The following is a 23159-nucleotide window of genomic DNA, read 5'->3' on the forward strand; positions in this document are numbered from 1 at the left end:
CAATTTGAAGGAAGAAATATGTTCACAGAGATCGCAAAGCTCATGGACAAAGGTGAGCCAGTCTGCATAACCTTTGAAAACGGAGATACAGGAGAGGAATACGACCTCCTGTACTGTGAACTTATTACAAAAGCACGCGACGGAGAGGCATTCCTTGCCTCCTCCCAGCGATGCCCCCCCGGCAAATATGTTCTGGGAGTTTCTGAAGACAAGCCTGATGGCTATTACCTCAAGTCCGGTCGTTATATTGATAAAGAGACCGCTGCCAATGCAGCCTCAAATCTTCCAAGGGTCAGCAGGGAATATGACCACATAAAGATCGAGCCATTGTCAAAGAACGATGGGCATTTTGATGTAATGATACTCTACCTGATGCCAGAGAAAGCTATGAGAATAGTTCAGGCTATGGCATATAACGATGGAGAGCGTTTATGCATCGACACCTTCGGTGCAGCTTCCATATGCGGAGATTGTACGGCACTTGCGTATGAAAAAGGGACAGGATTATCCTATGGCTGCAAGGGTTCACGCAAGCACAGTGATTATAGCGATAACGAGACACCTATCGGTCTACGCTTTGACAAAGCAAAAAAAATAGAAAAGGGATTGAAGAATATCCCCGAAACCAGAAATTGACCGAAACTTAATGTGCTTGTGCTTCAAACCAGCTTTCTTTTGTAATTTATCCACATTTAACGTGCTTCGTAGAAGCACATGTCCTCAGCCATCACACGAGTCTCTTTTCCGACATCGTTGGAAAGCACCTTGCTTATGCGGGCAATGCCTTTGGTCTGGAGCTGAAGGCGGATCATCATGGTCTCATGCTCCTCAAAGAACATGCCATCCCCGGCAATTGTCCTGTGGGTTGACAACTGGTGCTTTACCACTTTTGCAATTATGCCGGTGGTCCCATGCATAAGGTCCTGTATGGAAGTATGGGTAAGAAATACAGTATCGCCTGCATTCACATTTAAGGCTGTGAAAAAATTCTGAGGTGTACGTATCTCGATCGTGCGCAACTGATGGTTCTTCAGCTCAGAAATGACTAAATCCGATATACCCGTAAGTGCGACGTATTCCATTTTGATCACCCGTACATTGGGAACTCTTTTCTTGGCGTTGTTGACTGTTCAGTTGTACGAACATCCTCAGCAAGCTTCTGCATTTCAACTTCGATCTTTTCAGCCTGTTCAATAAGGTCCTCCGTATCTATCGAAAATCCATACAGGGAATTCAGGACATCTACGACCACTGCCGCTGCTCTTGGGTCCGGGTTCTGGGTCTTGGTTGCCCCAAGAAGGCTTATGGCCGGCAGACCATGCATGAAACATTCTGCCATTACACTACCTGAAATACCTGAGATCGTACCCATCTGGAAGATCTCTACCTTTTCTTTGATCTTTTCCAGCATTTCCTCATTGGTCGCTGCACCAAAGACCTTGTTATCCTCACCCATAGTAGCAATACCTGCGATAGAGATAACCTCTTTTACACCGACAGATTTGGCCCATCCGACAAGGGCCTTGCTGACATCATAGGAAACTGAAGGATTGATAGGGATATCAGATACCACCATCACAATATTATGTTCCTCACTCTCATAGATCCTGACCGGCATGTTGACAAGACCCTCGTACAGAACAGCTATAGGAGGGAAATACCTGGATTCAATGGAACCGATATATTCCATGTCCAGTTCTTCAATAATTTGCTGGCTGGCAATATTACCCACAAGACCTATTCCCGGAAAACCTTCGATCAATATAGGCTCTTTTGATCTTACGGGCTTTGTTATGATCTCTACATCGATCGCATCATAATCATCTGTTTCTGACAAAAAAATCACCCTCTATAAATGTAACCCCATCACTATTCAGTTCGTATACTTTACACTTATTATATAATTGGAGATTCTCATAGATAAGAACATCGTTATCAGATCGCAGAACGATATACATAAAACCGATGATAACAAAATGCATTCAAATAATGGAGAATTATCATGGAAGGATCTATACAATATTTTGATGATGTAGGCAAACAGAACACCGATAATGTTGTGAAGGTAGCTGCCAAAAGAGCAGAAGAACTGGGGATAAAACATATTGTCCTTTCAAGTACTGAAGGTTATACGGCCCTGAAGATGGCAGAAGAGGTTAAAGGCAAAGACATAAAGATAATTGCTATAACCCATCAGTACGGACTCCGCGAGGATGGAAACTGGGAAATGGACGAAGATAACCTGAAGAAACTGCAGGAAATGGGCGTCCTGGTCACCACACAATCACACATGTTCTCAGGAGTAGAACGTGCTATCTCAAAGAGGCTGGGTGGTGCAAGCCGTGCAGATGTTATCTCTGACACACTTCGTGCAGTCTTCGGAAAAGGTTTCAAGGTCGCTCTGGAAGTCGTGATGATGGCAGCAGATTCAGGTCACATTCCTGTCTCAAAGGATACCGAAGTAATAGCCATCGGAGGAACACGCCAAGGCGCCGACGTGGCTCTTGTGGTAAGACCTGCACATTCACAGAATTTCTTTGACATACAGGTTCGCGAGATCCTTGCAATGCCACGTGCAAAAGAAGAAGCAAAATAAAAAATTTGCATAAAAACAGATTAAAACAAAATAAGATTTAGATTAGATAAATTAAATCAAACTAAATTAAACTAAAAGAAATCAAACTAAAATACGTATTCAAGCTAAGGCATCTATAGAGATGCCATCCTTTTTTATATTGCATATTCTTGTTGAACTTATTCAACTTTCACATCTTCATCTTCGAATTCATCATTGACAAGAGCAGTATCGCTTCCTGGAACAGAACTGGAAGACCCTGATGCCTCTGTTTTAAAACTTGAAGCTGCTTTGAGGTTCATTGCTGTAACAGCTACAATGAGAACGAAAGCAAGAATCGCAATGCCAATTACAGTTAAAGTGTCCATGAAATTAAAAAAAGAATAAGTGTCGAAAGGACACTTACTGTGGCTTTTCGTACAATGCGGTCTTTGTCATCTGGACGCCTTTCTTAGAGTGTGGCTTCCTGAAGACAGAGTCGTTTGCTTTTTCGATCTCACGTGCGTCGATTGCAAGCTGTGCTGCTGCGCGCATCATTTCATGACCGGTAGCAGTTGTGAGTGTAACCTGTTCGATCTCCTTCATCATGAAGCATGCAGGGAAGTTGATCTGTGCGACCTTGTCAGCCATGTGGAGTGCTGCAAGTGCCTTTGCTTTTGCGTATGGGTTGTTGAAACCTGCGCGCTCGATGCACTTCTCTGGCTTTGCGAGAATGTGTGGAAGCTCAAGGTCCTTGCCGGACTTGCCTTCGTCGACCTGTGCAGCGACTGCATCAAGTTCTTCCTGGATCATCCTGACAACACCACAGGTTGAGAGGACCTTCATTGCATCGGAGTTAAAGGATGCCATCTCTACAGCATCAAGGAACTCTGTCTTTGCGCCGATAAGTGGGTCGACGGTCATAACGATGTAACCGAAGCCTGCATCTTCGAGTGCCTGTCTGTCATCTTTCTTGGTTGGACCATCGGAGATAACGATGCATGGAACATCTTTGTAAAGCTCACGTGCAGCGGTTGGGCCTGGTGCACTGGAGTTAGGGCTGATCATCACATAGAAATCAGCACCCCATTCCTTGAATGCTTCTGTCTCTGCAGCTTCTGCTTTGCCCATTTTAGGACCAGTTCCGAAAACACGTACACTGATACCTTCTCTTGCTGCGATCTCGTCCTGAACAAGGTCAATGACCTGACTCATACCAAGATTTCCTAATTTAATAAATCCTATTTTTGCCATAGTAGATCACATTACTGCAAGTACGGATTAGGATATAATATTTTTGATTATTTCTACATAACAGAAGCTGAAAATGCACCGACTTCACAAAAATGAAAAGAAGCTTTCGAAAGCATATTAAGTAATAATTCGCTGTTTTTTAAAATAAATAGAAAAGAAAAAATATAGAGCAACTCTTTTATCCCTTATACCATCCCATATAGTGTATATTATGTTAGTATTTGGATTAACGATCTGTCTCAGAAGGCATATCCTACCCGAAAAGCTTAAAAGTAATGTGGGGAATTGTAGTTCAATCTCAGTACATCCCATTATTACAGATCCGTAATCAGGATCTTAAAGTTTCAGGTATGGTCAAGTGAATTCCAGCAATAATATTTCTCAGAAAAGATATTCTAAACTAATTGTTTTTGATATGGATAGTACGCTCATTGATGCAGAAAGTATCGATGAACTTGCACGTGCTGCAGGCGTTGTGGATAAGGTTTCTGTTGTTACCGAAAAAGCAATGAATGGCGATATTGACTATCATCAGGCTTTAAAGGATAGAGTCAAACTTCTAAAAGGATTGAAGCTGGAAACTGCACAGGAAGCAATGAGAGCTATGCAACTCATGCCCGGTGCAGAAGAACTTGTTAAACATGTAAAGTCCCTGGGATTCAAAACAGCAATGCTGTCAGGCGGCTTCACCCTATCAACAGACAGAGTTGGTGAACTCCTTGGTATTGATTACGTATACTCTAATATACTTGCTGTAAAGGACGGATATCTTACAGGCGAGGTCAGCGGTCCAATGGCAGATAATTGCTCCAAAGAAGTGGTCTTTGAAAAGATCGCAAAGGAGATGGGTTTTGAGACCACTGATTGCATCGTTGTTGGTGATGGTGCCAACGATATCTGCCTCTTTAAAAGAGCAGGATGTGCAATTGCATTTAATCCAAAACCGATTCTGCGCCAATATGCAGATGAGGTTGTTACCCAAAAAGACCTCAGGGCAATAATTCCGATCATCGATTCACTCGATCTGGATTAAAGCCCTACGTATCGTGCATTAGAAATGCATGAAATGCCAGCTTTTTTGCTGGAGCGGGAGGATATATAGAACATGTTGAAAGAATTGAACACCAAAAGGCAGGATCTTAAAACTGCATCTGAAGAAGCTAAAGAAAAGAGAAATGGATTGAACGCTGAAGCAAGCACTCTTGCTGCAAAGCGTAATGATCTCAACAAGCGCACAAAAGAACTCATCAACGAAGCACAGGAATACAAGAAGCTCCGTGACGAGAACAATGAGCAGGTTAAAGAGAACAAAGCAAAGCGTGACGAGATCAATGCCAAAGCAAACGAAGTATTTGCAAAGGTCGATGCATTACGTACCGCAAATAATCTTACCGGTCCATCCATCAAAGATATCAGAAAAGATATCGACCGTCTTGAATTCACACAGCAGACAGAAGTGCTGACCCCAGGCAAGGAAAAGGAACTGGTCAACAAGATCACAGAGCTTCAGAAACTCTATGTCGTTAAGCAGGAACAGCTCGAGAGCAACACAGAGCTTAAGACCCTGTTAACAGAAGCACAGGAGATTCGCGACGAAGCATCAGAATTCCACAATGTCCTTTCAGAATACGCACAGAAAGCACAGGAATATCATGACAAGATGATCTCCACCTTCAAGGAAGCCGACAAGATGCGTGCAGAATCTGATGCTGCTCACAAACAGTTCGTCGAGTTCCAGGAGAAGGCTGATGAACAACATAAGTTATTCATTGCAGCACAGAAAGAGATCAGGGACATCGATAAAGAAGTTCGCAAGATCAGGAAAGGCGAAGACACTGGCAAGAAGGTAGCATCTATGGAAGATGTTAGAAAAGATGCAGAAGACATCTTTGACAAGTTCAAGTCAGGTCAGAAGCTCACCACAGAGAACCTTATGACCTTGCAGAAGTCCGGTCTGCTTTAATCGGAAATTTGACAACATCGAGGGTGTTAATTCACCCTCAATTTATTCTAATATTCATTGGATCTACCAGATCCATCCTTTTTGAGTACTGTTTTTTAGTAATTGATAAGTTGATAGTGATCACTATCTCTTTCAGATCATAAATAGAAAAATTGATCTACTGCCCCATATAAGAAGCGGAAATTATTTTTGAGATGGCTAAATGAACATGAATGTAGTTTTGATAAATAAAATGAACATAGGGATTTTGAAAAGGTGAAAGGGATGTCTGTTGAGAGCGAATTTAGAGAATATAAAGAAGATGTAATGAAACTTTTGGACTATTTTAAATGTCCAGAGGGCTGTGAGAAGTGTAAAAATGTGAAGGAGAAGAAAGGTGTCACGATGGACATTTTCCCATTCTGGATTCAGAACAAAGAGTATTCTGATAAAATAGCAATTGCCCCTTGTGACAAGGGTGTGGAAATTGCGAAGGCTCTTGCAGAGCAGAAGAAATCATTGTTTGCTTATATTGTTGATGTTGGACAAATGGATGAGCAAGAGGCCGTGGGATTGTATGCATCTTTCCTTGGCAATATTGAATTGTTGGAAGAACAAAGTAAGACATTTACTGGAAAAGAAGAGAGCTTTGGGAATTTGATAGTTGATACAAAAGATGCCTATATTCTTTTGTCATATCTGAGTTATGATGAGGACAATCAAGAAGAATCCAGAAGATATTTTGAAAAGGCTTTAGGTATGAACTAAGCCTAACTTTTTTTTGATTTTTGTTTAGCAATGATAATATAGTTAGATCAATTACAGATCGAACAATTCAAAGCGAGAAGTCAAAAAAGAAATGACATATCGCCACTATTTCTAACTTAAAAGTATAAAATTGTAAAATAATATTCATTAGATCGATCAGTCAAACTTATGTAATTTCCTGAAATCAGAATCCCTCATGAGACAGGTTCCACCATTATAGGTTGAGTCCTTACGGATCTTCCGCCAGACATCAGAAAGCTTGTCCTCATGAATATTTCCAAAAGATAGAGGAAGGCATGAACAGGGGAATATATCACCTTCCGGAGTTATGTGAAGCCACTTTCTTCCTGCAAAACATCCCATCTTCTTTAGCACATGAGGGATTGCGAATACCTTAGGACCATCCATGGATTCAGTACGTTTCACGAAATCATCGAACTTCTTGTGATCATCTGCAGTCATCATCTCATCAAGGCGGTTCATCCAGCGTCCCGTAGGGACTATCTCGAAGAAAGAGATCTCATGGACACCGAGATCTGTTGCTATTTTGTAGAAATCATCCAGTTCATCAATGTTCCCTGGAGATATTACCACATAGATATTAACGAGCAGACCGGCATCAAGCGAATTTTTAACAGCACCAATGGCATCCTTGAACACACCTACTCGCCCTCGCATGGTGTCATGCCCTTTTTCGGTCGAACTGTCAAGACTTATGCTCAACATATCAAGCCCTGCTTCCTTAAGAGAAATTGCACGCTCTTTTGTCAACCCCACTCCCGAAGTGAACATTCCGGTAGTAGCAAGGTCACCATCAACATAACTGATAAGTTCTTCAAGGCCTTCATAGACAAGTGGTTCGCCGCCATCAAAGACAATGAAAGTAGAGCCCATATCGAGAACCTGATCAATTGTACTTTTAACGTCCTCAGCAGACAACGATGCCCTGTTCTTAGTATCAGGAAGTGCACAGTGTATACAATTATTAGGACAATCCTCGGTTATGGAAATTGTTACCTGCTCAGGAACCATCTTTCCACGTATGTAACCCATCTGGCTCGATACCAGACGATCAAAAGCCTTGCTGGGTATAGGTGGCATCCACGTAGAGAAAACAAGCTCTTCCCCTCTTACCAATGCAGGCCTTTGTCCTTCAAAAAGGTCCAGCATCTCAGAAGTCAATGGTTTGATGGCACGTGATGCAACTCCCGAAGTATGCATCCTGACGAGCCCATCTTCGACCGTAGCATAGACCTTATAGAAGGGATTTTTATAAAAATAATATCGCTTATCAGTCACCATGAGATCACTTGTTCCTCAATAAGGCCCTGTAAGCCAGAAGTGACTTCGGGTTTTTCTTTAGCATAAAAAGACCAAGCTGCATTGACCTGTGGAAAGAAGTACCTGAAAGGAAAGAGAAATCCACGCCTTCGAAAGTCCTCATAAGATCGTCGATCTCAGGATCCGTCATTTTGCGCAGTGTTTCCAGACCTATACGACCAAGCACATACTCTGCCCTGTACTCGGCATTCCACCTCTTACGATACTCAGAAAGGAACTTTGCCGAAACGTTGCCTTTTGCAATAGCATCTGCAGCTACGTCACCACACATCTGTCCGGCATGCATGCTATACCCTATTCCAGACTGTCCTGCAGCACCACCGACCAACATCACACCATCGGCCAACATCTGTTTGGGTATAGTGATTATAGGGTCACCACCCACAGACCTTTCAAGAACTTCAAGATCATCGAGACCTTTTAGCTGCTTGAATTTATCGACCCATCTTTCAAAGAATGGAGATACATCTTTCCCATGCCCCCTCACATAGACCCCAAGGGTAGCAAGATTCCCTCCGCATGGAGAATAAGTGGATTTCCAGCCAGGGCAATGATTCCCAACATAATATTCAAACATATCAGGTTCACCAATGCCATCTGCTTCTACAAATGCTTCCATTGCCCATGCAATGTCATTGGGATGTTTCATTGGTTTAAGTCCGAGTAAACCGGCGACCTTTGAATTGATACCATCGGATACGATAACCAGAGAACAGGTTAGCACACCATCCGAAGTACTAAGGTTCATAACACCCTTGCTTCTGAAGACGCTACTAACCTCAACACCCATATGAACCTCTGCTCCGGCATCCATGGTCTGCTTTGCATAATATTCATCGAACTTTAACCGGTCAAGGAAATATGCAGGACTTTCAATAGCTACCCTGCCACCGGAAGGAGCGATCAGGTAAGCACCCCTCATGTTCTTTATCACATAACTCTGATCAACGGGTTCTTGCGACCTGTCGAACATACCCTTGAAAAAAGTATTAGCAGGATGTGTGGGATAACCTATTATCTCTTTTTTATCTACAACGAGTACCTTTGCTCCTTTTCGGGAAGCATTTCTTGCTGCCATCAGACCCGCCGGCGAGGCACCTATTACAATTATATCTGCATCCATTTAAGAACCTCTGATCACCACAGGATACCTGCATAAGATGTTAAAACGATAGAGAGCACTACATCGACTATAAGGGAACCAAACATGAAACCCCTGTATCTTGAACCCTGCAGGAACAGCTTTCCACCACGCTCGGGAAGAGGATTTTTTACAAAATCAAGTGCCTGCATTATCATCCAGATACCGGAAAGAATTGCTCCCACAAAGAATATCGGACCGAGATGTGCAGTTAGCCCAATAGCAAACGATGAAAGAATACCTACAGACCAGCATACGAAGACGAACTTTGATGTTGCAGGAACTCCAAATGTCACAGGGAATGTTGGTGCACCTTTTGCACGATCGCCTTCCACATCCCTGGAGACTCCTGAAAGAGTGAAACCCCAGTCAGCCACACACATCATTATGAAAAAGAATATACCAGGCAATGGCAGGATAACACCATCGCTACCCCGAAGTATCCCGGCAGGGTCGAATGCAAGCCAGATACCCACAGGAACAAGACCATATGCAATACCAACTGGTACAAAGCTCAGGAATGTTAGCCTTTTTGCCAGCTTAGAATAGATACTGATAGTAAGAACTGCAACAACCAGAACCATAAATGATTCAGGGTTTAAGTAGAATGCTGCAATTGAGGCAATCACGAATAGAACGAATGCATATGTAAGACCCTGTTTTTGAGATACCTTCTCTGAAGCAAGTGGCCTGTCAGGAAGATTTATTTGATCAATATCCACATCACAGCAATCGTTGTACACATAGGAACTTGTGATAGCTGCATATCCACCGATAACAGCAATTATGAAAGGAATGAGCGGAGGAAGGGCAGAAGTTGCCAGATATGATGCAAGTAGAGCACTTGCTGCCGGAAGGGCAAAATCCATATCCGCTATTTCCGGCCTTAGCAGTTCTAAGTAAGGGTTGCGTGTCTTTGATCCTGTTGTTGATACCAAATAAATCACCATTGAATGATATCTTCAAATTTTATGGTTATAAAAAGTGACAGATCATTCTTTAATATCTGCGATCTGCCCCAGCTTTTCGAATAGAGGATGTTCAAATCCATCTTCTTTAATAAATGTGAACTTTGCCTCTGGATTTAACTCGATAAGAGCAATAGTGTTCTCAAGAGCCTTTCCAAGAGATTCTATATCAGGAGTCCTGATCACTTCTGCATTGAAAGGATATACCTCAGCAAGTTCAGCAGGGAATGCACCAAATGGAGCCTTGAAGATCAGATCATTGTCATAACCTTTGATATCTTTCTTTGAAGCCGATCTGATCACAGCAGAACCCTTTATAGTGAAACGCTCAAGCTTATTGGAAAAGCGCAGCACTTCAGGCCTCTGTGCAGATTCCGGACCACAATAGAAGAATGTGGACTTTGATGCAGGGTCATATTTCTCGATCCAGTCTGTATAGGAATACATCTTTTTTAGTGCTTCCAGCATTCTCGGGTGAGTGCGACATCTTTGTTCCACAAGTTCCAGGAGATTCCCTTCCTTAATGGATTGCTTGACAAGACGCATTTCCTCAAATGTAACATAAAGATTATGTCTTGCGAGAAGCTCACTGCAATTATCAGCTTTCCTAACCTCTTCTGCTGTATGGGATATACATACAGGACAAGAGCATGGGAGATAGCTCAGGTTATCAATATGATATGTACCGTTGGAAGTGATATAACGCCTGTCCTTAGCATATAATGCGTAAGCAGCAGAATCAAAGAGGTCACAACCAAGTGCCACTGCAAGTGCGAACATCATAGGGTGTCCGGCACCAAACAGGTGTACAGGAACTGTTGGGTCAAGTCCTTTCTTCGCTGATACGATAACATCGACAAGATCAGCATATCGATAGGATTCCATCAATGGAACTACTGCACCCAGAGGATAGACATCGAACTTGTGATCGCGAAGATCCTCTGCACACTTCTGGCGAAGGTCAGGATATGTTGAACCCTGCACGGGTCCTGCCAAAAGCATCTCGTCATTGACCATCCCACGCGCTTCTTTTAAGCGCTCAAGAGTGATCTTAAGTTCGGATTCCGCCCTACTACGTGGAACATCAGGTGGTGTAGGAATATCCAAAGGGACACCTATGTCAGAACCGATCGTTTTCTGGAACTCGATTATCTGCTCGTTAGTTACATCGATATCACCGTAGACAGAAAGCTGGAATGAGCCGGAATCGGTCATTATGGGACCGTCATAATCAAGAAGAGAATGAAGCCCGTCTTTTAGCGCTTTTTCGCGCAGATTGTCCTTGCGTGATATGATATATGAATTGGTAATTAGCATCTGGGCACCAAAATCTTTCATCTCGGAAGGTTTGATGACCTGAAGGTTCGGATTGATCACAGGCATGACGGTAGGGGTTTCCACAACACCATGCGGTGTTTTCAGTTTCCCGATACGTCCTGCAGCATCTTTATGGGTTATCTCGAATATCGATGACATTTGAGCATTAGATATTGGCTGATATTATATATTTGTATTTCATGGATGACTCATGAAATACAAATTCATATCAGTTAAAAATCCAGACCAGTATAATTAATTTGCCAGAATTTCCGACACTTTTTCAAGTGTATCGGCCAATTCAGGTCCTTTTACCCTCAAATCCTTATTCTTACTTATACCAAGATCCGTCACCAGAATATGACGGTCCACTTCAAGACCTGAAAGCTCAAGAGCCTTCTTTGTACAGTTGAGAGGACATCCATCGATCGCGATAATGCGATCACAGCCTTCTGCCGACCTGAGAAGACCAGACACCTGACCTCCGATACCAACAGCACACATCATCTTACCAACTCCCTTTTCAGTAAGTTCAATGGCAAGCTGATTGGATAGTTGTCCTACATTAGAAGCACCTGAACATGAGAACAATGCTACATTAGTAGAGTCACAGGCACATTTGATCTCTTCTGCCATGAGATAATCCACCTGCATCACTGAGTTAACCATTCCCTTACCTTATCTTCGGAAGGGATCTTGCCTGCGAACTTGACATCGCCATCAACAACTAGTCCGGGGGTAACCATAACTCCATAGTCCAGTATCTTATTGATATCTTCAACCTTGATGATCTCAGCATCAATGCCTGCTTCATTTACTACTTTTTCCACGATCTCTTTTACTTTGTTGCATTTAGCGCAACCTGAACCAAGTACTTCTATTTTCATCTTTGAACCTCTCAATGTTTTTGATTTATGAAACTATTTTATATTTTTGTTTTTAATTTGATATTTATACCAGAGGACTGTTCAATAACCCCTTCTTAATATCCCTATGAGTTCTTTTGGGTGAGGCATCTTTTTTTGTATACTCTTGCATAAAGATTCCAGATCATATTCGCATTTTATGAGCTCTACAGAATGATTTTCAGTGTCGAAAACAGCGCAACTCGCATGTACATCCCCATTCCTTGGCTGGCCAACCGAACCGGGATTAAGTATAGTCACATCACCCACCTGCCTGATGAAAGGAATATGAGAGTGACCAATCACTATGAAATCCGCATCCACACCATCGATCATCTCAAGGACCTTGTCTTCGGGAGTGTCGGGTTTGATGTATTCATACATAGACCTCGGGCTTCCATGAGTAAAGAGCATATTCGTGCCATCGAGAGTCCTTTCAATGTGCATCGGTAATTTCTTCAGAAATTCCATATGCATATCATCAAGCTGTCCCCACGTATATTCTCTGGTGGCTGTTGACAGATGCTTGTACTTGTAGCCGCATCCGCAATCGACCTTTGAAGCCACTGCATTGTCATGATTGCCTTTGATTACTGGAACATCCTGATCCATTAGGGATTCAATGCAACCGACCGGATCAGGACCATAGTCTACAAGATCACCAAGGCAGATCACTTCATCATGCGGTACGGAAAGTACGGCATCAAGAGCATCTTTGTTTCCATGGATATCCGATATTATCAAGAGTTTCATATTTCAGCCCTATATTTGAACATCTTTTTTGTCCTCAGACATATACTTACAAGTCCGAGCATCACAGGAACTTCTATGAGAACTCCCACGACTGTTGCAAGTGCTGCACCCGAATTGATTCCAAAAAGCATTGCTGCGACTGCAATTGCAACTTCAAAATGATTAGAGGCACCAATTAGTGCGGTTGGTGCTGCATCTTCATAATTTATCCCGATCAGTTTAGCAACCCCGTATCCAAGGAAGAATATAAAGAACACCTGAACCAGAAGGGGAACTGCGATCATTGCTATCACAAGTGGCATATCAAGTATCACATCTCCCTGAAGTGAGAACAAGACGACCAATGTTACCAGTAGTGCAGTAATAGCAATGTTATGCATTACAGGTGAGAAAATATTCTCGAACCAGTCCTTTCCTTTGCTTGCAAGCAGATAATTTCTTGAAAAATATCCGGCAAACAGAGGCACACCTACATACATTCCCACGGAAAGCAAAATTGTTTCCCAGGGAACCACGATATCGCTTATACCAAGCAGAAGTCTTGCAAGGGGAGCATATAGGAAGAGCATGGCAAGGGAATTAATTGCAACCATTACCAATGTATGACCTTGATTGCCTTTTGCAAGATAACCCCACACAAGTACCATTGCAGTACATGGAGCAACTCCGAGCAATATCATCCCTGCCATATACTGGGAGATCTGGAGCTCAGTGAGATAAGGAGCAAATATATTTGCCATGAACAGCCATGCAAAAAAGAGCATGGTAAAGGGCTTAATAGCCCAGTTGATGATCAATGTAGTTAGTACAGGCTTAGGCGTCTTTCCTGCTTTTACTACTTGTTTGAAATCGATCTGAACCATGATCGGGTAGATCATGAAGAAAAGACAGATCGCAATTGGAATTGAAACTTCATATACCTGCATTGAATCAAGTGTTCCGGCGATCTGTGGAAAGATCTTACCAAGGACAATACCAATGACTATGCATGCAAAGATCCATACAGTCAGGTATTTTTCGAAAAATCCCAGTTTTTTTTCATCAGCCATTATAATCACCCACCATTATCAATTTTTGAATAATAGCAATACAATCACCCAATAACGTAACCAAATCCAAGTCCTGCAAGTGTAGCAATTATAACTACAAGTGTTATGTATGAAGCACCTCTTTTTGCACCCATTATCCTGCTTATGACTATCATGTTAGGAAGACTAAGTGCTGGTCCTGCCAGAAGCATAGATAGTGCCGGACCTTTACCCATGCCAAGAAGCGTAAGTGCACTAATAATTGGGACTTCGGTTAGTGTTGAGAAGTACATCAGGGCTCCGGAGACCGATGCGACCAGGTTTGAGGAAAAAGATTCGCCACCAACGAACCGGGCAACATATTCTGAAGGAAGAACTTCCACAATTATCCCTGCAAAGAACACACCAATCAGAAGAAGAGGTGTTATCTGCTTGACAAGGAACCATGTCTCACCCATCCATGAAGAGAGCTCCTCACGGGTAAACCATTTGAAAGACAGATATATAGTAACAGCTATGAGGGGAATAAGTATTGCTGCCATCATTGTCCATGTACTGAATATCTCCGGAACAACAAGAATTCCCAGAAGCAGGATGAACAACATTGCACTGTTCTTGTGCTTTTCTTCTCCGAAAGTGGTGATCTTCTTCCTCTCCACATTACCTCTTTCAAACATCGCTGCCATCGTAAGTCCAATAATAATAGATAAAGAAACAGCTACAACAGCCCTTGCCACACCAAGATCATAACCAAGGATCTTGGCAGTATAAACTATTGCAAGTATGTTTATGGCAGGTGCGGAGAAAAGAAATGTTGTTGCGGGTCCGATCCCTGCACCTCTTTTATAGATACCTGCAAATAAAGGGAGCACGGTGCAACTGCACACGGCAAGAAGACAGCCTGATGCAGCTGCTACTGAGTATGAGACATATTTGGGCGCATCTGCTCCGAAGAACTTCAATACTGACTCCTTAGAGAACAGTGATGCTATTGCACCCGCAAGAAAGAATGCAGGTATCAGACAGAGGAGCACATGCAGCGCAAGGTAGTTCTGAACTGATTGGAACCCAGCATTCATAAGATATAGTAAATAATCATATGACATAATTTCAAATAATGTTGAAACACTATATAAACATACCTATTTCAATATTATTTGAATTGTATTGAAAGAGTTCCAGCTTCAACACAATTCTGCAGACATTAAGATGAAGTAGATTTAATCAAGAAAAAACTGCAAAACTGCGACCATGAATAAAAACATATCAGAACAACAAACCCAAAGCTAGTGAGTTAAGATCAGTTAAAGAAAAAGGGTAATAGAGTGAGCACAGCAGCGACGCAGATTTCCCGAGGACTCTCGTACCTCAGTACAGTAAGCAACGTGGGCAGGCTTATCTTCTGTGTTCGGAATGGGAACAGGAGTGGCCCTGCCGCTATGGCCGCCGTACTCTAACTCATATTAATGGATGAAAGCCAAAGTCCAAATCCAGATCAGCGCTTCTGCAGCGCGCGACCTTTGAGCTTTGCTCAAGAGGTCAGGATACTGAATAAGACCTTACTTTTGTTAATGGATGAAAGCCAAGGTCCGAATCCAGATCAGCGCTTCTGCAGCGCGCGACCTTTGAGCTTTGCTCAAGAGGTCAAGATGCTGAATCAGACTTTACTTTTTTAACGGATGAAAGCCAAGGTCCGGATTCGAACCGGAATGGAATCGCTCTGCAGGCGATTGCGTAGCCGCTCCGCCACCTTGGCATTTGAACGAATCCTAGTAGGTAATACAGGCATATAAGCCTTTACATTGCGACAATGAAAGCACAAGTCTGATGATTAGACACAAGCTCAGTACTAACTTTAAGCAAAGCTCAAGAACTGTTGAATACTTGAAAAAGATAAAGTTACAACTCATGGGTTGTAGCAGATCGAAGAAAAGTTAAGGTAAAGAGTGAGCATAGCAGCGACGCAGATTTCCCGAGGACTCTCGTACCTCAGTACAGTAAGCAACGTGGGCAGGCTTATCTTCTGTGTTCGGAATGGGAACAGGAGTTGCCCTGCCGCTATGGCCGCCATACTCATCTCTAATACTGGAAATGATCATGTTATTATATTACATATCAGATTTCGCCTGGACAAAGCAAAACGGATGAGGCACAGATATTAGTGGCCGCGGACTGAACACCTCGTTGCCTTGGTGCGTACATCCCGACTCTATCAATCCGGTCTTTTACCGGAATCCTTAACGTAGTCTCTTTTTAGGTCAGATTTCGAGCTTAGATGCATTCAGCTCTTATTCCTTAGCGCGTAGCTGCTCGGCAGTGCCTTGTCAGACAACCGATCGACCAGTGGCGCCGTTGCTCTGTTCCTCTCGTACTAAAAGCAACTTACCCTCAGACTACAGACACCTCTAGTAGATAGTAACCGACCTGTCTCACGACGGTCTAAACCCAGCTCACGATCTCCTTTAATAGGCGAACAACCTCACCCTTGGCTGCTGCTGCACAGCCAGGATGGAAAGAACCGACATCGAGGTAGCAAGCTGCCGGGTCGATATGTGCTCTTGCCGGCAACGACTCAATTATCCCCGGGGTAACTTTTCTGTCATCTTTAGCCCGCACCAAGCGGGACATAAAGGTTCGCTAGAACCGACTTTCGTCTCGTGATCCGCTACTGTGCCGAATCACGTCAGGCTAACTTATGCTCTTGCACTCTTCAGTAGGTTTCCGACCCACTTGAGTTAACCATTGCGCGCCCTTGATATCTTTTCAAGGGCGTCCCGCCCCAGGCAAACTGCCCACCTATCGGGGTCCTCCTCTCGGAGTAAGGGGCGTAACTTTGGAAGGGTAGTGTCCCAATTGTGACTCCACCGATGCTGGCGCACCGGCTTCGACGTCTCCTACCTACACTGTACATCCAAAATCACACCCCAGCGACAGGCTGCAGTAAAGCTCCACGGGGTCTTCACTTCCCCCTAGAGGTCTCTAGACTCTGCACTAGAATGTAAGCTTCACCGGACTCTGGCTAGGGACAGTAGAACTCTCATTGATCCATTCATGCAAGTCGCCAATTAAGCGACAAGGTACTACGCTACCTTAAGAGGGTCATAGTTACCCCCGCTGTTTACAGGCCCTTCTTTCCGTTGAACCGAAGTTTCAGGTACCTGCACTGAGCAGGATTCAGAGATCGTACTAGCCCTTACGGGTTTGCGATCTCCTATGTTGATATTAGACAGTTAGAGTTCTCTGGTCACTGCGACCTGCCGTCTACACGGCAGGCACTCCTTCTCCCGAAGTTACGGAGCCAATTTGCCGAATTCCCTTAGCCAAATTATTCCGACACGCCTTAGCCTTTTCAGCTAGGGGCACCTGTGTCAGATCTCGGTACGGACATTTAACTCCCTTTTCACGGGTTCCAGGGTGAAGCTGACTTTCGCCATAACATATTCGTCTGCTTCTCGCCATTACGGCTCTCCACAGAGTTCGATGCTTAGACGGCGCGACGGCGCCGCTCAGCCTGCCCCGAAACGTCAGTTTTATTGTTAAATGGTACAGGAATATTAACCTGTTTCCCTTTTGATGTACTCGAATTACGGTACAACTTAGGACCGACTAACCCTCGGCTGACGATCATTGCCGAGGAAACCTAGCCCTTCGGCGGTCAGGATTCTCACCTGACTATGCTGCTACTATTACCAGGATTTTCGTTTCCGCTCGGTCCACAGGACTTCACAGCCCTGCTTCTGCCCAAACGCAACGCCTTCCTACAAGATTACCTTTCGGTACTCCGTGGTATCGGTGGTCGACTTGAGCCCCGTCCATTTTCGGGGCCCCAAACCTCGACTGGTGGGCTGTTACGCACTCTTTAAAGGATAGCTGCTTCTAAGCTAACCTTCCAGCTGTCTAGGGCTTAGGACGCCCTTTAGTATTAACACTTAGTCGACACTTAGGGACCTTAACCACGGGCTGGGTTGTCTCCCTTACGGACTACAAGCTTACCCCAGTAGCCCGGACTCCAACCTTCTACGACGACGGTGGGTTCGGAGTTTGACAAGCGGCTGAGGGATTTCTCCCCCGGGACCACCAATCAGTGCTCTACTCCACCGACTATCTCCAGTTAGGTCATGCTGCGACATGTTTTGGAAGGAACCAGCTGATGCCGGGTTAGATTAGCCTTTCACTCCGAGACGCAGGTCACACGAATGATTTGCAGATCAATACCGCTTGCGGTCCTCCACGTAGCTTTCGCCACGCTTCAACCTGCCCACGCCTAGATCACCCGGCTTCGGGTCGTAACTTAGTGACTCCACGCACTTGTATACGCCGCACCTCACCCCGTGAAGGGTTGCGTGCTTGTTGCTTTCGCTTCGGCTTCCCAGATAAAGGTTAGCCATCGCCACTTAGTTACACTCCCTGGCCCGTTCTTCAAAACGTATGATATGACATCGGCATTAGAACTCGTACTACAACCTCGCGGTTGATTCCTTCGAACTAAAGATCCTTTCATGCCATATCGCTCCATCACCATCAGGTTTCAGGCACTTTTAACCTCCCTTTTGGGGTACTTTTCAGTTTTCGGTCACCCTACTACTTCGCTATCGGTCTCAAGACGTATTTAGTTTTGGAAGTTGGTGCCTCCCAAATTCCCGCGTGATTTCCAACACACGGTACTCAGGAACATTTCCAGTTCCTCTTTTCTTTGCTTACGTGACTTTCACACTCTACGGTCTAACGTTCCAGAAAAGTTCAGCTAAGAAAAGGTCGGAACCTTAGAAAGTTCCTACAACACCACATCTCCCTCACATTACTGGAGGGATTCAGTTTGAACTTTGCCGTGTTCATTCGCCATTACTAACGGCATCTCTTCGATTTCTCTTCCTGCCCCTACTAAGATGTTTCAATTCGGGGCGTTCCCGATCATGACTGATCAGCACAAATGTGCTAAGAGGTCTCATTAGGAAATCTCAGGTTCATAGATTCCATGCGTCTACCCTGAGCTTATCGCAGCTTGGCACGTCCTTCATCAGCGCTTGAGCCGAGCCATCCACCTGACGGCATAATTACCAGAGTCCATCTCACTTTGTCCAGTGAGCGTCTGATATGTAATATATACATGATCTCATAGTGCCCAATATCGGGGAAAGGGCACATCCATCCTTCCCAAGCAACATTACTTGCTCGGTGCACTTGATGATTGTGAATCGTAATTGATCCAATGGACTTGCTGGGATTCGAACCCAGGGCCTTCGCCTTGCAAAGGCGACGATCTTCCAACTGATCTACAAGCCCTCGCTCGCATTTTTTCCAGCGAAATCTTGTTTCATTGAAGTGGTTTGTCGAAAGTGGCAGTTTATCGATTTCTGACTGATAGCGTTGATCCGCTTTGTGCGGATCGTTGCTTAGGAGGTGATCCAGCCGCAGATTCCCCTACGGCTACCTTGTTACGACTTAACCCCCCTTGCGAAATTTAGGTTCGAACACGGCACAAAATCCGTGCCCTCACCCATACCTCACTCGGGTGGTTTGACGGGCGGTGTGTGCAAGGAGCAGGGACGTATTCACCGCGCTATGTTGAAACGCGATTACTACGGATTCCAGCTTCACGAGGACGAGTTACAGTCCTCGATTCGAACTACGGCTGGGTTTAGAGATTACCATCACCTTTCGGTGTAGGAACCCATTGTCCCAGCCATTGTAGCCCGCGTGTAGCCCGGGAGATTCGGGGCATACTGACCTACCGTAGCCCGCACCTTCCTCTGGTTTAGCACCAGCGGTCCCCACAGAGTACCCATCATCCCGAAGGACATGCTGGCAACAGTGGGCACGGGTCTCGCTCGTTGCCTGACTTAACAGGATGCTTCACAGTACGAACTGACGACGGCCATGCACCTCCTCTCAGCGATTCAGGTAAAGTCTTTAGCTTGACCTACATCTTGCTGTCGCCCCCGGTGAGTTTTCCGGCGTTGAGTCCAATTAAACCGCAGGCTCCACCCGTTGTAGTGCTCCCCCGCCAATTCCTTTAAGTTTCAGCCTTGCGGCCGTACTTCCCAGGTGGTTCGCTTCACGGCTTCCCTACGGCACCAGAAACGGTCGCACCGTCCCTGACACCTAGCGAACATCGTTTACGGCTGGGACTACCCGGGTATCTAATCCGGTTCGTGCCCCCAGCTTTCGTCCCTCACCGTCGGACCCGTTCTGGTAAGACGCCTTCGCCACTGGTGGTCCCACAGGGATTACAAGATTTCACTCCTACCCCTGTAGTACCTCTTACCTCTCCCGGTCCCAAGTCTGACAGTATTCCCCGGAAGCCTAACAGTTGAGCTGTCAGATTTCCCGAAGAACTGATCAAACCGGCTACGGACCCTTTAGACCCAATAAAAGTGATTACCACTCGGGCCGCCGGTGTTACCGCGGCGGCTGGCACCGGTCTTGCCCGGCCCTTGCTAACACATGCCGTTTACACATGTGGACAGCCAACATAATATGCTGGCACTCGGTATCCCCTTATCGCGGTTTCCCGCATTGTAAAGTTTTCGCGCCTGCTGCGCCCCGTAGGGCCTGGATTCATGTCTCAGAATCCATCTCTGGGCTCTTGCTCTCACAACCCATATCCGTCGTAGGCTAGTAGGTACCTTACACCCACTACTACCTGATAGACCGCAGATCCATCCTTAGGCAACCGAAGTCTTTGAACCAAAAAGCATTCCAGCATGAATGGTTTATTCGGAATTATCTCCAGTTTCCCGGAGTTATGCCGAACCTAAGGGCAGGTTATCCACGTGTTACTGAGCAGTTCGCTATGTTCACGAAGAACATTTAACTCGCATGGCTTAGTCGAATACCGATAGCAGTAACCTCTGGCAGGATCAACCAGAGTTATTTGTTAAAGCACACAAAATTTGGAAGTTAACTAAGAATTGTCGGAAAAGAACTCTTTTGTTTAATTAGAGAGTTGTTTTCTTTGCACAATAGTTGGTTAGTTCTGTTTGATAGATAAAGTCACTATCAGTCAGAATTAACCGAACTGCCACTTTCAACGTCAGACCGGAAAAGCTCCGGTCTCCACTAATGATTTTGAAATGGAGGTGATTGAAATTCCACACATTGTGCGGAATTAAATAAATGTCACGTTGGTATATAAGACTTTCGATGCCTTATATATTGACAATCTCACAGAGGGAAGTAACAGACAGATCATGCGCAATTGCAGACCCGCATATTCACTCGCCTTGCGAGGACTCCTACATGTACACACTGGGATATAAACGTTTCGTAAGTAACGGTTTTAACATTACAAATATTTAAAAAGATACAATTGCAAGCTCCCATGAAGAATTGGACCAGCCCAACCATACCCCAGGAACCAGAATAGTAACATAAGCACCAAAACCGGGTTCAAACAATAGGAAACACACGCAACCTTTAACAATAGATGAAACGTAAATAATGCAATATATTGGATAAATCGGAAAGAGGAATTTGGCTGGATAAAATAGAACCTGGAATAGATAGTGATGCACCACAACAAGCAACACGAGTAAGAACACCAAAAGCGGAAGACAGGGAAGTTCTTGCGATCGTGGAGAGCCTTATGGGTGCAAGCCGGGTAAAGCTCCGGTGTATGGACGGTGTCGCCCGTATGGGTCGCATACCAGGATCCATGAAAAAAGACAACTGGATACGTGAAGGTGATGTTGTGATCGTTATCCCATGGGACTTCCAGGACACAAAAGCAGACGTGATATGGAAATACACACGCAACCAGGTCAATTGGCTTGAAAGTGAAGGTTTCCTGAAAGGATGATTATGAAAAAAGAACTTGAAGGCAAGATAAAACGCCTTGATAATAGCGTTGATAAATTGCGAATTAGACGCAAAGACAGCGACAATCTCAAAGTAACCGAGAACGTATTTGATAACGCCACCCTAAAGGCACTATATACTTTGTCCAACAAAGGGATAGTACAGGCACTGGGCGGATCCATAAGTACAGGAAAGGAAGCAAATGTATTCCTTGCAGATGGAGAAGAGGAAGACATCGCAATCAAGATCTACCGAATATCTTCAAGCAGTTTTAGATCAATGGAAGATTATATCCTCGGAGACCCACGTTTCAGCAATATACGTCATAACAAGAGGGACATAGTCTTTGCATGGACTAAAAAAGAGTTCAGGAACCTCATGAGAGCAAAACAAGCTGGAGTCCGCGTACCCGAACCCATAATTACCGAAAGGAACATACTAATAATGAAATTTATGGGTGAGAATGGCAAGCCTTACCCACTGCTCAAAGACATGAAGATCCAGAAAGAAGACGGGCAGATGATATTCGAAACGGTTATAGACTATATGCATAAGCTCTATGTAGATGCAAACCTTGTCCATGGTGACCTTAGTGAATACAACATACTGATCGATCCGGAAGATCTAACACCCATCATTATCGACATGGGACAATCCGTAACTCTGGAACATCCACGTGCAGACCAATTCTTAAAGCGAGATATCGAGAACATAGTCAGATACTTTAAACGCTACAAGATCGAGGAGTCACCCGAAAGCATTTATGCACGGATAAAAGAACCGGAACCAGAGAACTAAAAAACAAAACTATAACTATAATAATCAACAGGTAGACCACATGACACATATCAAAGTACCCCAGGACAGAATCGGCGCGATCATCGGCCCAAAAGGCAGTGTTAAAAATATGATCGAAACCAAATCCACCTCCAAACTGGAAATAAATAGCGAAAGTGGCACAGTGGAAGTAATAGCTGGGGATGACCCGGTCGGAGCTATGAGAGCAGCTGACGTCATACAGGCCATTGCAAGAGGATTCAACCCTGAAAAGGTATACAGTTTCTTTGATGATGATATGCTAATGCTCGAGATAATCGACCTATCACAAGCAGCATCAACATCAAAGGAATTACTTCGACTTAAAGGGAGGATCATTGGTAAAGGTGGAAAGACAAGAGAAATAGCAGAGAGCCTTATAGGCGTCAAGATCTCAGTCTACGGTAAAACAGTAAGCGTCATAGGCCATCCCGACCAGATACTTATAATGAGAACAGCATTGGAAATGCTTATCGACGGTGCAAACCACGGTTCTGTATACAGCTTCCTTGAAAAGAAGAAACAGGACATGATGCGTGCGCAGCTTGATTCATATTGAGACTCCCTATTAAAGG

The 23159-nt window shown here is 44.4% G+C and carries 21 protein-coding genes, 2 tRNA genes and 4 rRNA genes; 8 read left to right on the forward strand and 19 right to left on the reverse strand.

Going from position 1 to position 23159, the window contains the following annotated elements:
* Window positions 1–18 precede the first annotated feature (18 nt).
* Window positions 19–636, forward strand: coding sequence for a DUF169 domain-containing protein (locus tag J7W08_RS05875; protein WP_233085693.1), 618 nt, complete (start codon window positions 19–21; stop codon window positions 634–636).
* Window positions 637–692: 56 nt separating this feature from the next.
* Here the strand turns inward: J7W08_RS05875 and J7W08_RS05880 are convergent, their stop codons facing one another.
* Both J7W08_RS05880 and J7W08_RS05885 read right to left on the reverse strand, forming a co-directional pair.
* On the reverse strand, window positions 693–1082 hold the full coding sequence (locus J7W08_RS05880) for a DUF473 domain-containing protein (RefSeq protein WP_233085694.1): 390 nt from the start codon (window positions 1080–1082) through the stop codon (window positions 693–695).
* A 5-nt stretch (window positions 1083–1087) separates the two neighbouring features.
* Window positions 1088–1837 (reverse strand): proteasome assembly chaperone family protein, encoded by a 750-nt coding sequence (locus J7W08_RS05885; RefSeq protein ID WP_233085695.1) that lies wholly within the window; start codon window positions 1835–1837, stop codon window positions 1088–1090.
* Window positions 1838–2002: 165 nt separating this feature from the next.
* Between J7W08_RS05885 and J7W08_RS05890 the strand changes: the two genes are divergently transcribed.
* Complete coding sequence (locus tag J7W08_RS05890) at window positions 2003–2596, forward strand: pyruvate kinase alpha/beta domain-containing protein (protein ID WP_233085696.1); 594 nt, start codon at window positions 2003–2005, stop codon at window positions 2594–2596.
* Window positions 2597–2754: 158 nt separating this feature from the next.
* On the opposite strand, the gene J7W08_RS05895 is transcribed toward J7W08_RS05890, so the two are convergent.
* Together J7W08_RS05895 and J7W08_RS05900 are read right to left on the reverse strand one after the other, a co-directional pair.
* Complete coding sequence (locus J7W08_RS05895) at window positions 2755–2943, reverse strand: hypothetical protein (protein WP_233085697.1); 189 nt, start codon at window positions 2941–2943, stop codon at window positions 2755–2757.
* Between the two features lie 34 nt (window positions 2944–2977).
* Complete coding sequence (locus J7W08_RS05900) at window positions 2978–3808, reverse strand: F420-dependent methylenetetrahydromethanopterin dehydrogenase (protein WP_048196374.1); 831 nt, start codon at window positions 3806–3808, stop codon at window positions 2978–2980.
* 415 nt (window positions 3809–4223) lie between these two features.
* Between J7W08_RS05900 and serB the strand changes: the two genes are divergently transcribed.
* The 3 genes from serB to J7W08_RS05915 all read left to right on the forward strand — a co-directional run bounded on the left by serB (window position 4224) and on the right by J7W08_RS05915 (window position 6518).
* Window positions 4224–4841 carry a phosphoserine phosphatase SerB gene (gene serB, locus J7W08_RS05905; protein WP_233085698.1) on the forward strand — a complete coding sequence of 206 codons (618 nt, stop codon included), beginning with the start codon at window positions 4224–4226 and terminating at the stop codon, window positions 4839–4841.
* Window positions 4842–4913: 72 nt separating this feature from the next.
* Entirely contained in the window at window positions 4914–5771 is an 858-nt protein-coding gene (locus J7W08_RS05910; RefSeq protein WP_048196375.1) for a coiled-coil protein, read from the forward strand.
* Window positions 5772–6035: 264 nt separating this feature from the next.
* Window positions 6036–6518 (forward strand): hypothetical protein, encoded by a 483-nt coding sequence (locus tag J7W08_RS05915; RefSeq protein WP_233085699.1) that lies wholly within the window; start codon window positions 6036–6038, stop codon window positions 6516–6518.
* 156 nt (window positions 6519–6674) lie between these two features.
* On the opposite strand, the gene J7W08_RS05920 is transcribed toward J7W08_RS05915, so the two are convergent.
* The 15 genes from J7W08_RS05920 to J7W08_RS05990 all read right to left on the reverse strand — a co-directional run bounded on the left by J7W08_RS05920 (window position 6675) and on the right by J7W08_RS05990 (window position 20842).
* A complete protein-coding gene (locus tag J7W08_RS05920) occupies window positions 6675–7820 on the reverse strand; it encodes a radical SAM/SPASM domain-containing protein (RefSeq protein ID WP_233085700.1) in 1146 nt (381 codons plus the stop codon).
* A gap of 4 nt (window positions 7821–7824) precedes the next feature.
* Window positions 7825–8982 carry an NAD(P)/FAD-dependent oxidoreductase gene (locus J7W08_RS05925; RefSeq protein ID WP_233085701.1) on the reverse strand — a complete coding sequence of 386 codons (1158 nt, stop codon included), beginning with the start codon at window positions 8980–8982 and terminating at the stop codon, window positions 7825–7827.
* Window positions 8983–8996: 14 nt separating this feature from the next.
* Window positions 8997–9938, reverse strand: coding sequence for a UbiA prenyltransferase family protein (locus J7W08_RS05930; RefSeq protein WP_233085702.1), 942 nt, complete (start codon window positions 9936–9938; stop codon window positions 8997–8999).
* Between the two features lie 54 nt (window positions 9939–9992).
* Window positions 9993–11444: a tRNA guanosine(15) transglycosylase TgtA gene (tgtA, locus tag J7W08_RS05935; protein ID WP_233085703.1), complete on the reverse strand. Its 1452-nt coding sequence runs from the start codon at window positions 11442–11444 to the stop codon at window positions 9993–9995.
* Window positions 11445–11540: 96 nt separating this feature from the next.
* Entirely contained in the window at window positions 11541–11921 is a 381-nt protein-coding gene (locus tag J7W08_RS05940; RefSeq protein ID WP_233085704.1) for a putative zinc-binding protein, read from the reverse strand.
* 17 nt (window positions 11922–11938) lie between these two features.
* Window positions 11939–12172 carry a thioredoxin family protein gene (locus J7W08_RS05945; protein ID WP_048196387.1) on the reverse strand — a complete coding sequence of 78 codons (234 nt, stop codon included), beginning with the start codon at window positions 12170–12172 and terminating at the stop codon, window positions 11939–11941.
* An 81-nt stretch (window positions 12173–12253) separates the two neighbouring features.
* Window positions 12254–12943, reverse strand: coding sequence for a metallophosphoesterase family protein (locus tag J7W08_RS05950; RefSeq protein WP_233085705.1), 690 nt, complete (start codon window positions 12941–12943; stop codon window positions 12254–12256).
* Window positions 12940–13992, reverse strand: coding sequence for an ACR3 family arsenite efflux transporter (arsB, locus tag J7W08_RS05955; RefSeq protein WP_310742512.1), 1053 nt, complete (start codon window positions 13990–13992; stop codon window positions 12940–12942). The genes J7W08_RS05950 and arsB overlap by 4 nt, the downstream gene beginning before the upstream one ends.
* 44 nt (window positions 13993–14036) lie before the next feature.
* A complete protein-coding gene (locus J7W08_RS05960) occupies window positions 14037–15077 on the reverse strand; it encodes a permease (protein WP_233085706.1) in 1041 nt (346 codons plus the stop codon).
* A gap of 223 nt (window positions 15078–15300) precedes the next feature.
* A 5S ribosomal RNA gene (gene rrf, locus J7W08_RS05965) occupies window positions 15301–15422 on the reverse strand.
* Between the two features lie 233 nt (window positions 15423–15655).
* Window positions 15656–15727, reverse strand: a tRNA-Cys gene (locus J7W08_RS05970).
* 194 nt (window positions 15728–15921) lie between these two features.
* Window positions 15922–16043: ribosomal RNA gene (rrf, locus tag J7W08_RS05975) — 5S ribosomal RNA — on the reverse strand.
* Window positions 16044–16110: 67 nt separating this feature from the next.
* Window positions 16111–19037: ribosomal RNA gene (locus tag J7W08_RS05980) — 23S ribosomal RNA — on the reverse strand.
* A gap of 144 nt (window positions 19038–19181) precedes the next feature.
* Window positions 19182–19254, reverse strand: a tRNA-Ala gene (locus J7W08_RS05985).
* A 112-nt stretch (window positions 19255–19366) separates the two neighbouring features.
* A 16S ribosomal RNA gene (locus J7W08_RS05990) occupies window positions 19367–20842 on the reverse strand.
* The 16S, 23S and 5S rRNA genes sit together here with 2 tRNA genes alongside, the layout of an rRNA operon.
* Before the next feature lie 606 nt (window positions 20843–21448).
* On the opposite strand from J7W08_RS05990, the gene eif1A reads away from it, so the two are divergent.
* From eif1A to J7W08_RS06005, 3 genes are read left to right on the forward strand one after another with little or no spacing between them, the layout of a single operon-like run.
* Complete coding sequence (gene eif1A / locus J7W08_RS05995; RefSeq protein ID WP_233085734.1) at window positions 21449–21769, forward strand: translation initiation factor eIF-1A; 321 nt, start codon at window positions 21449–21451, stop codon at window positions 21767–21769.
* Window positions 21770–21771: 2 nt separating this feature from the next.
* On the forward strand, window positions 21772–22566 hold the full coding sequence (locus J7W08_RS06000; protein WP_233083650.1) for a serine protein kinase RIO: 795 nt from the start codon (window positions 21772–21774) through the stop codon (window positions 22564–22566).
* A gap of 40 nt (window positions 22567–22606) precedes the next feature.
* Window positions 22607–23143 carry a 16S rRNA 3'-interacting factor aDim2p gene (locus tag J7W08_RS06005; RefSeq protein ID WP_233083651.1) on the forward strand — a complete coding sequence of 179 codons (537 nt, stop codon included), beginning with the start codon at window positions 22607–22609 and terminating at the stop codon, window positions 23141–23143.
* The last annotated feature ends 16 nt before the right edge of the window (window positions 23144–23159 follow it).

It is taken from the genome of Methanococcoides orientis, assembly GCF_021184045.1.
Lineage (GTDB): Archaea > Halobacteriota > Methanosarcinia > Methanosarcinales > Methanosarcinaceae > Methanococcoides > Methanococcoides orientis.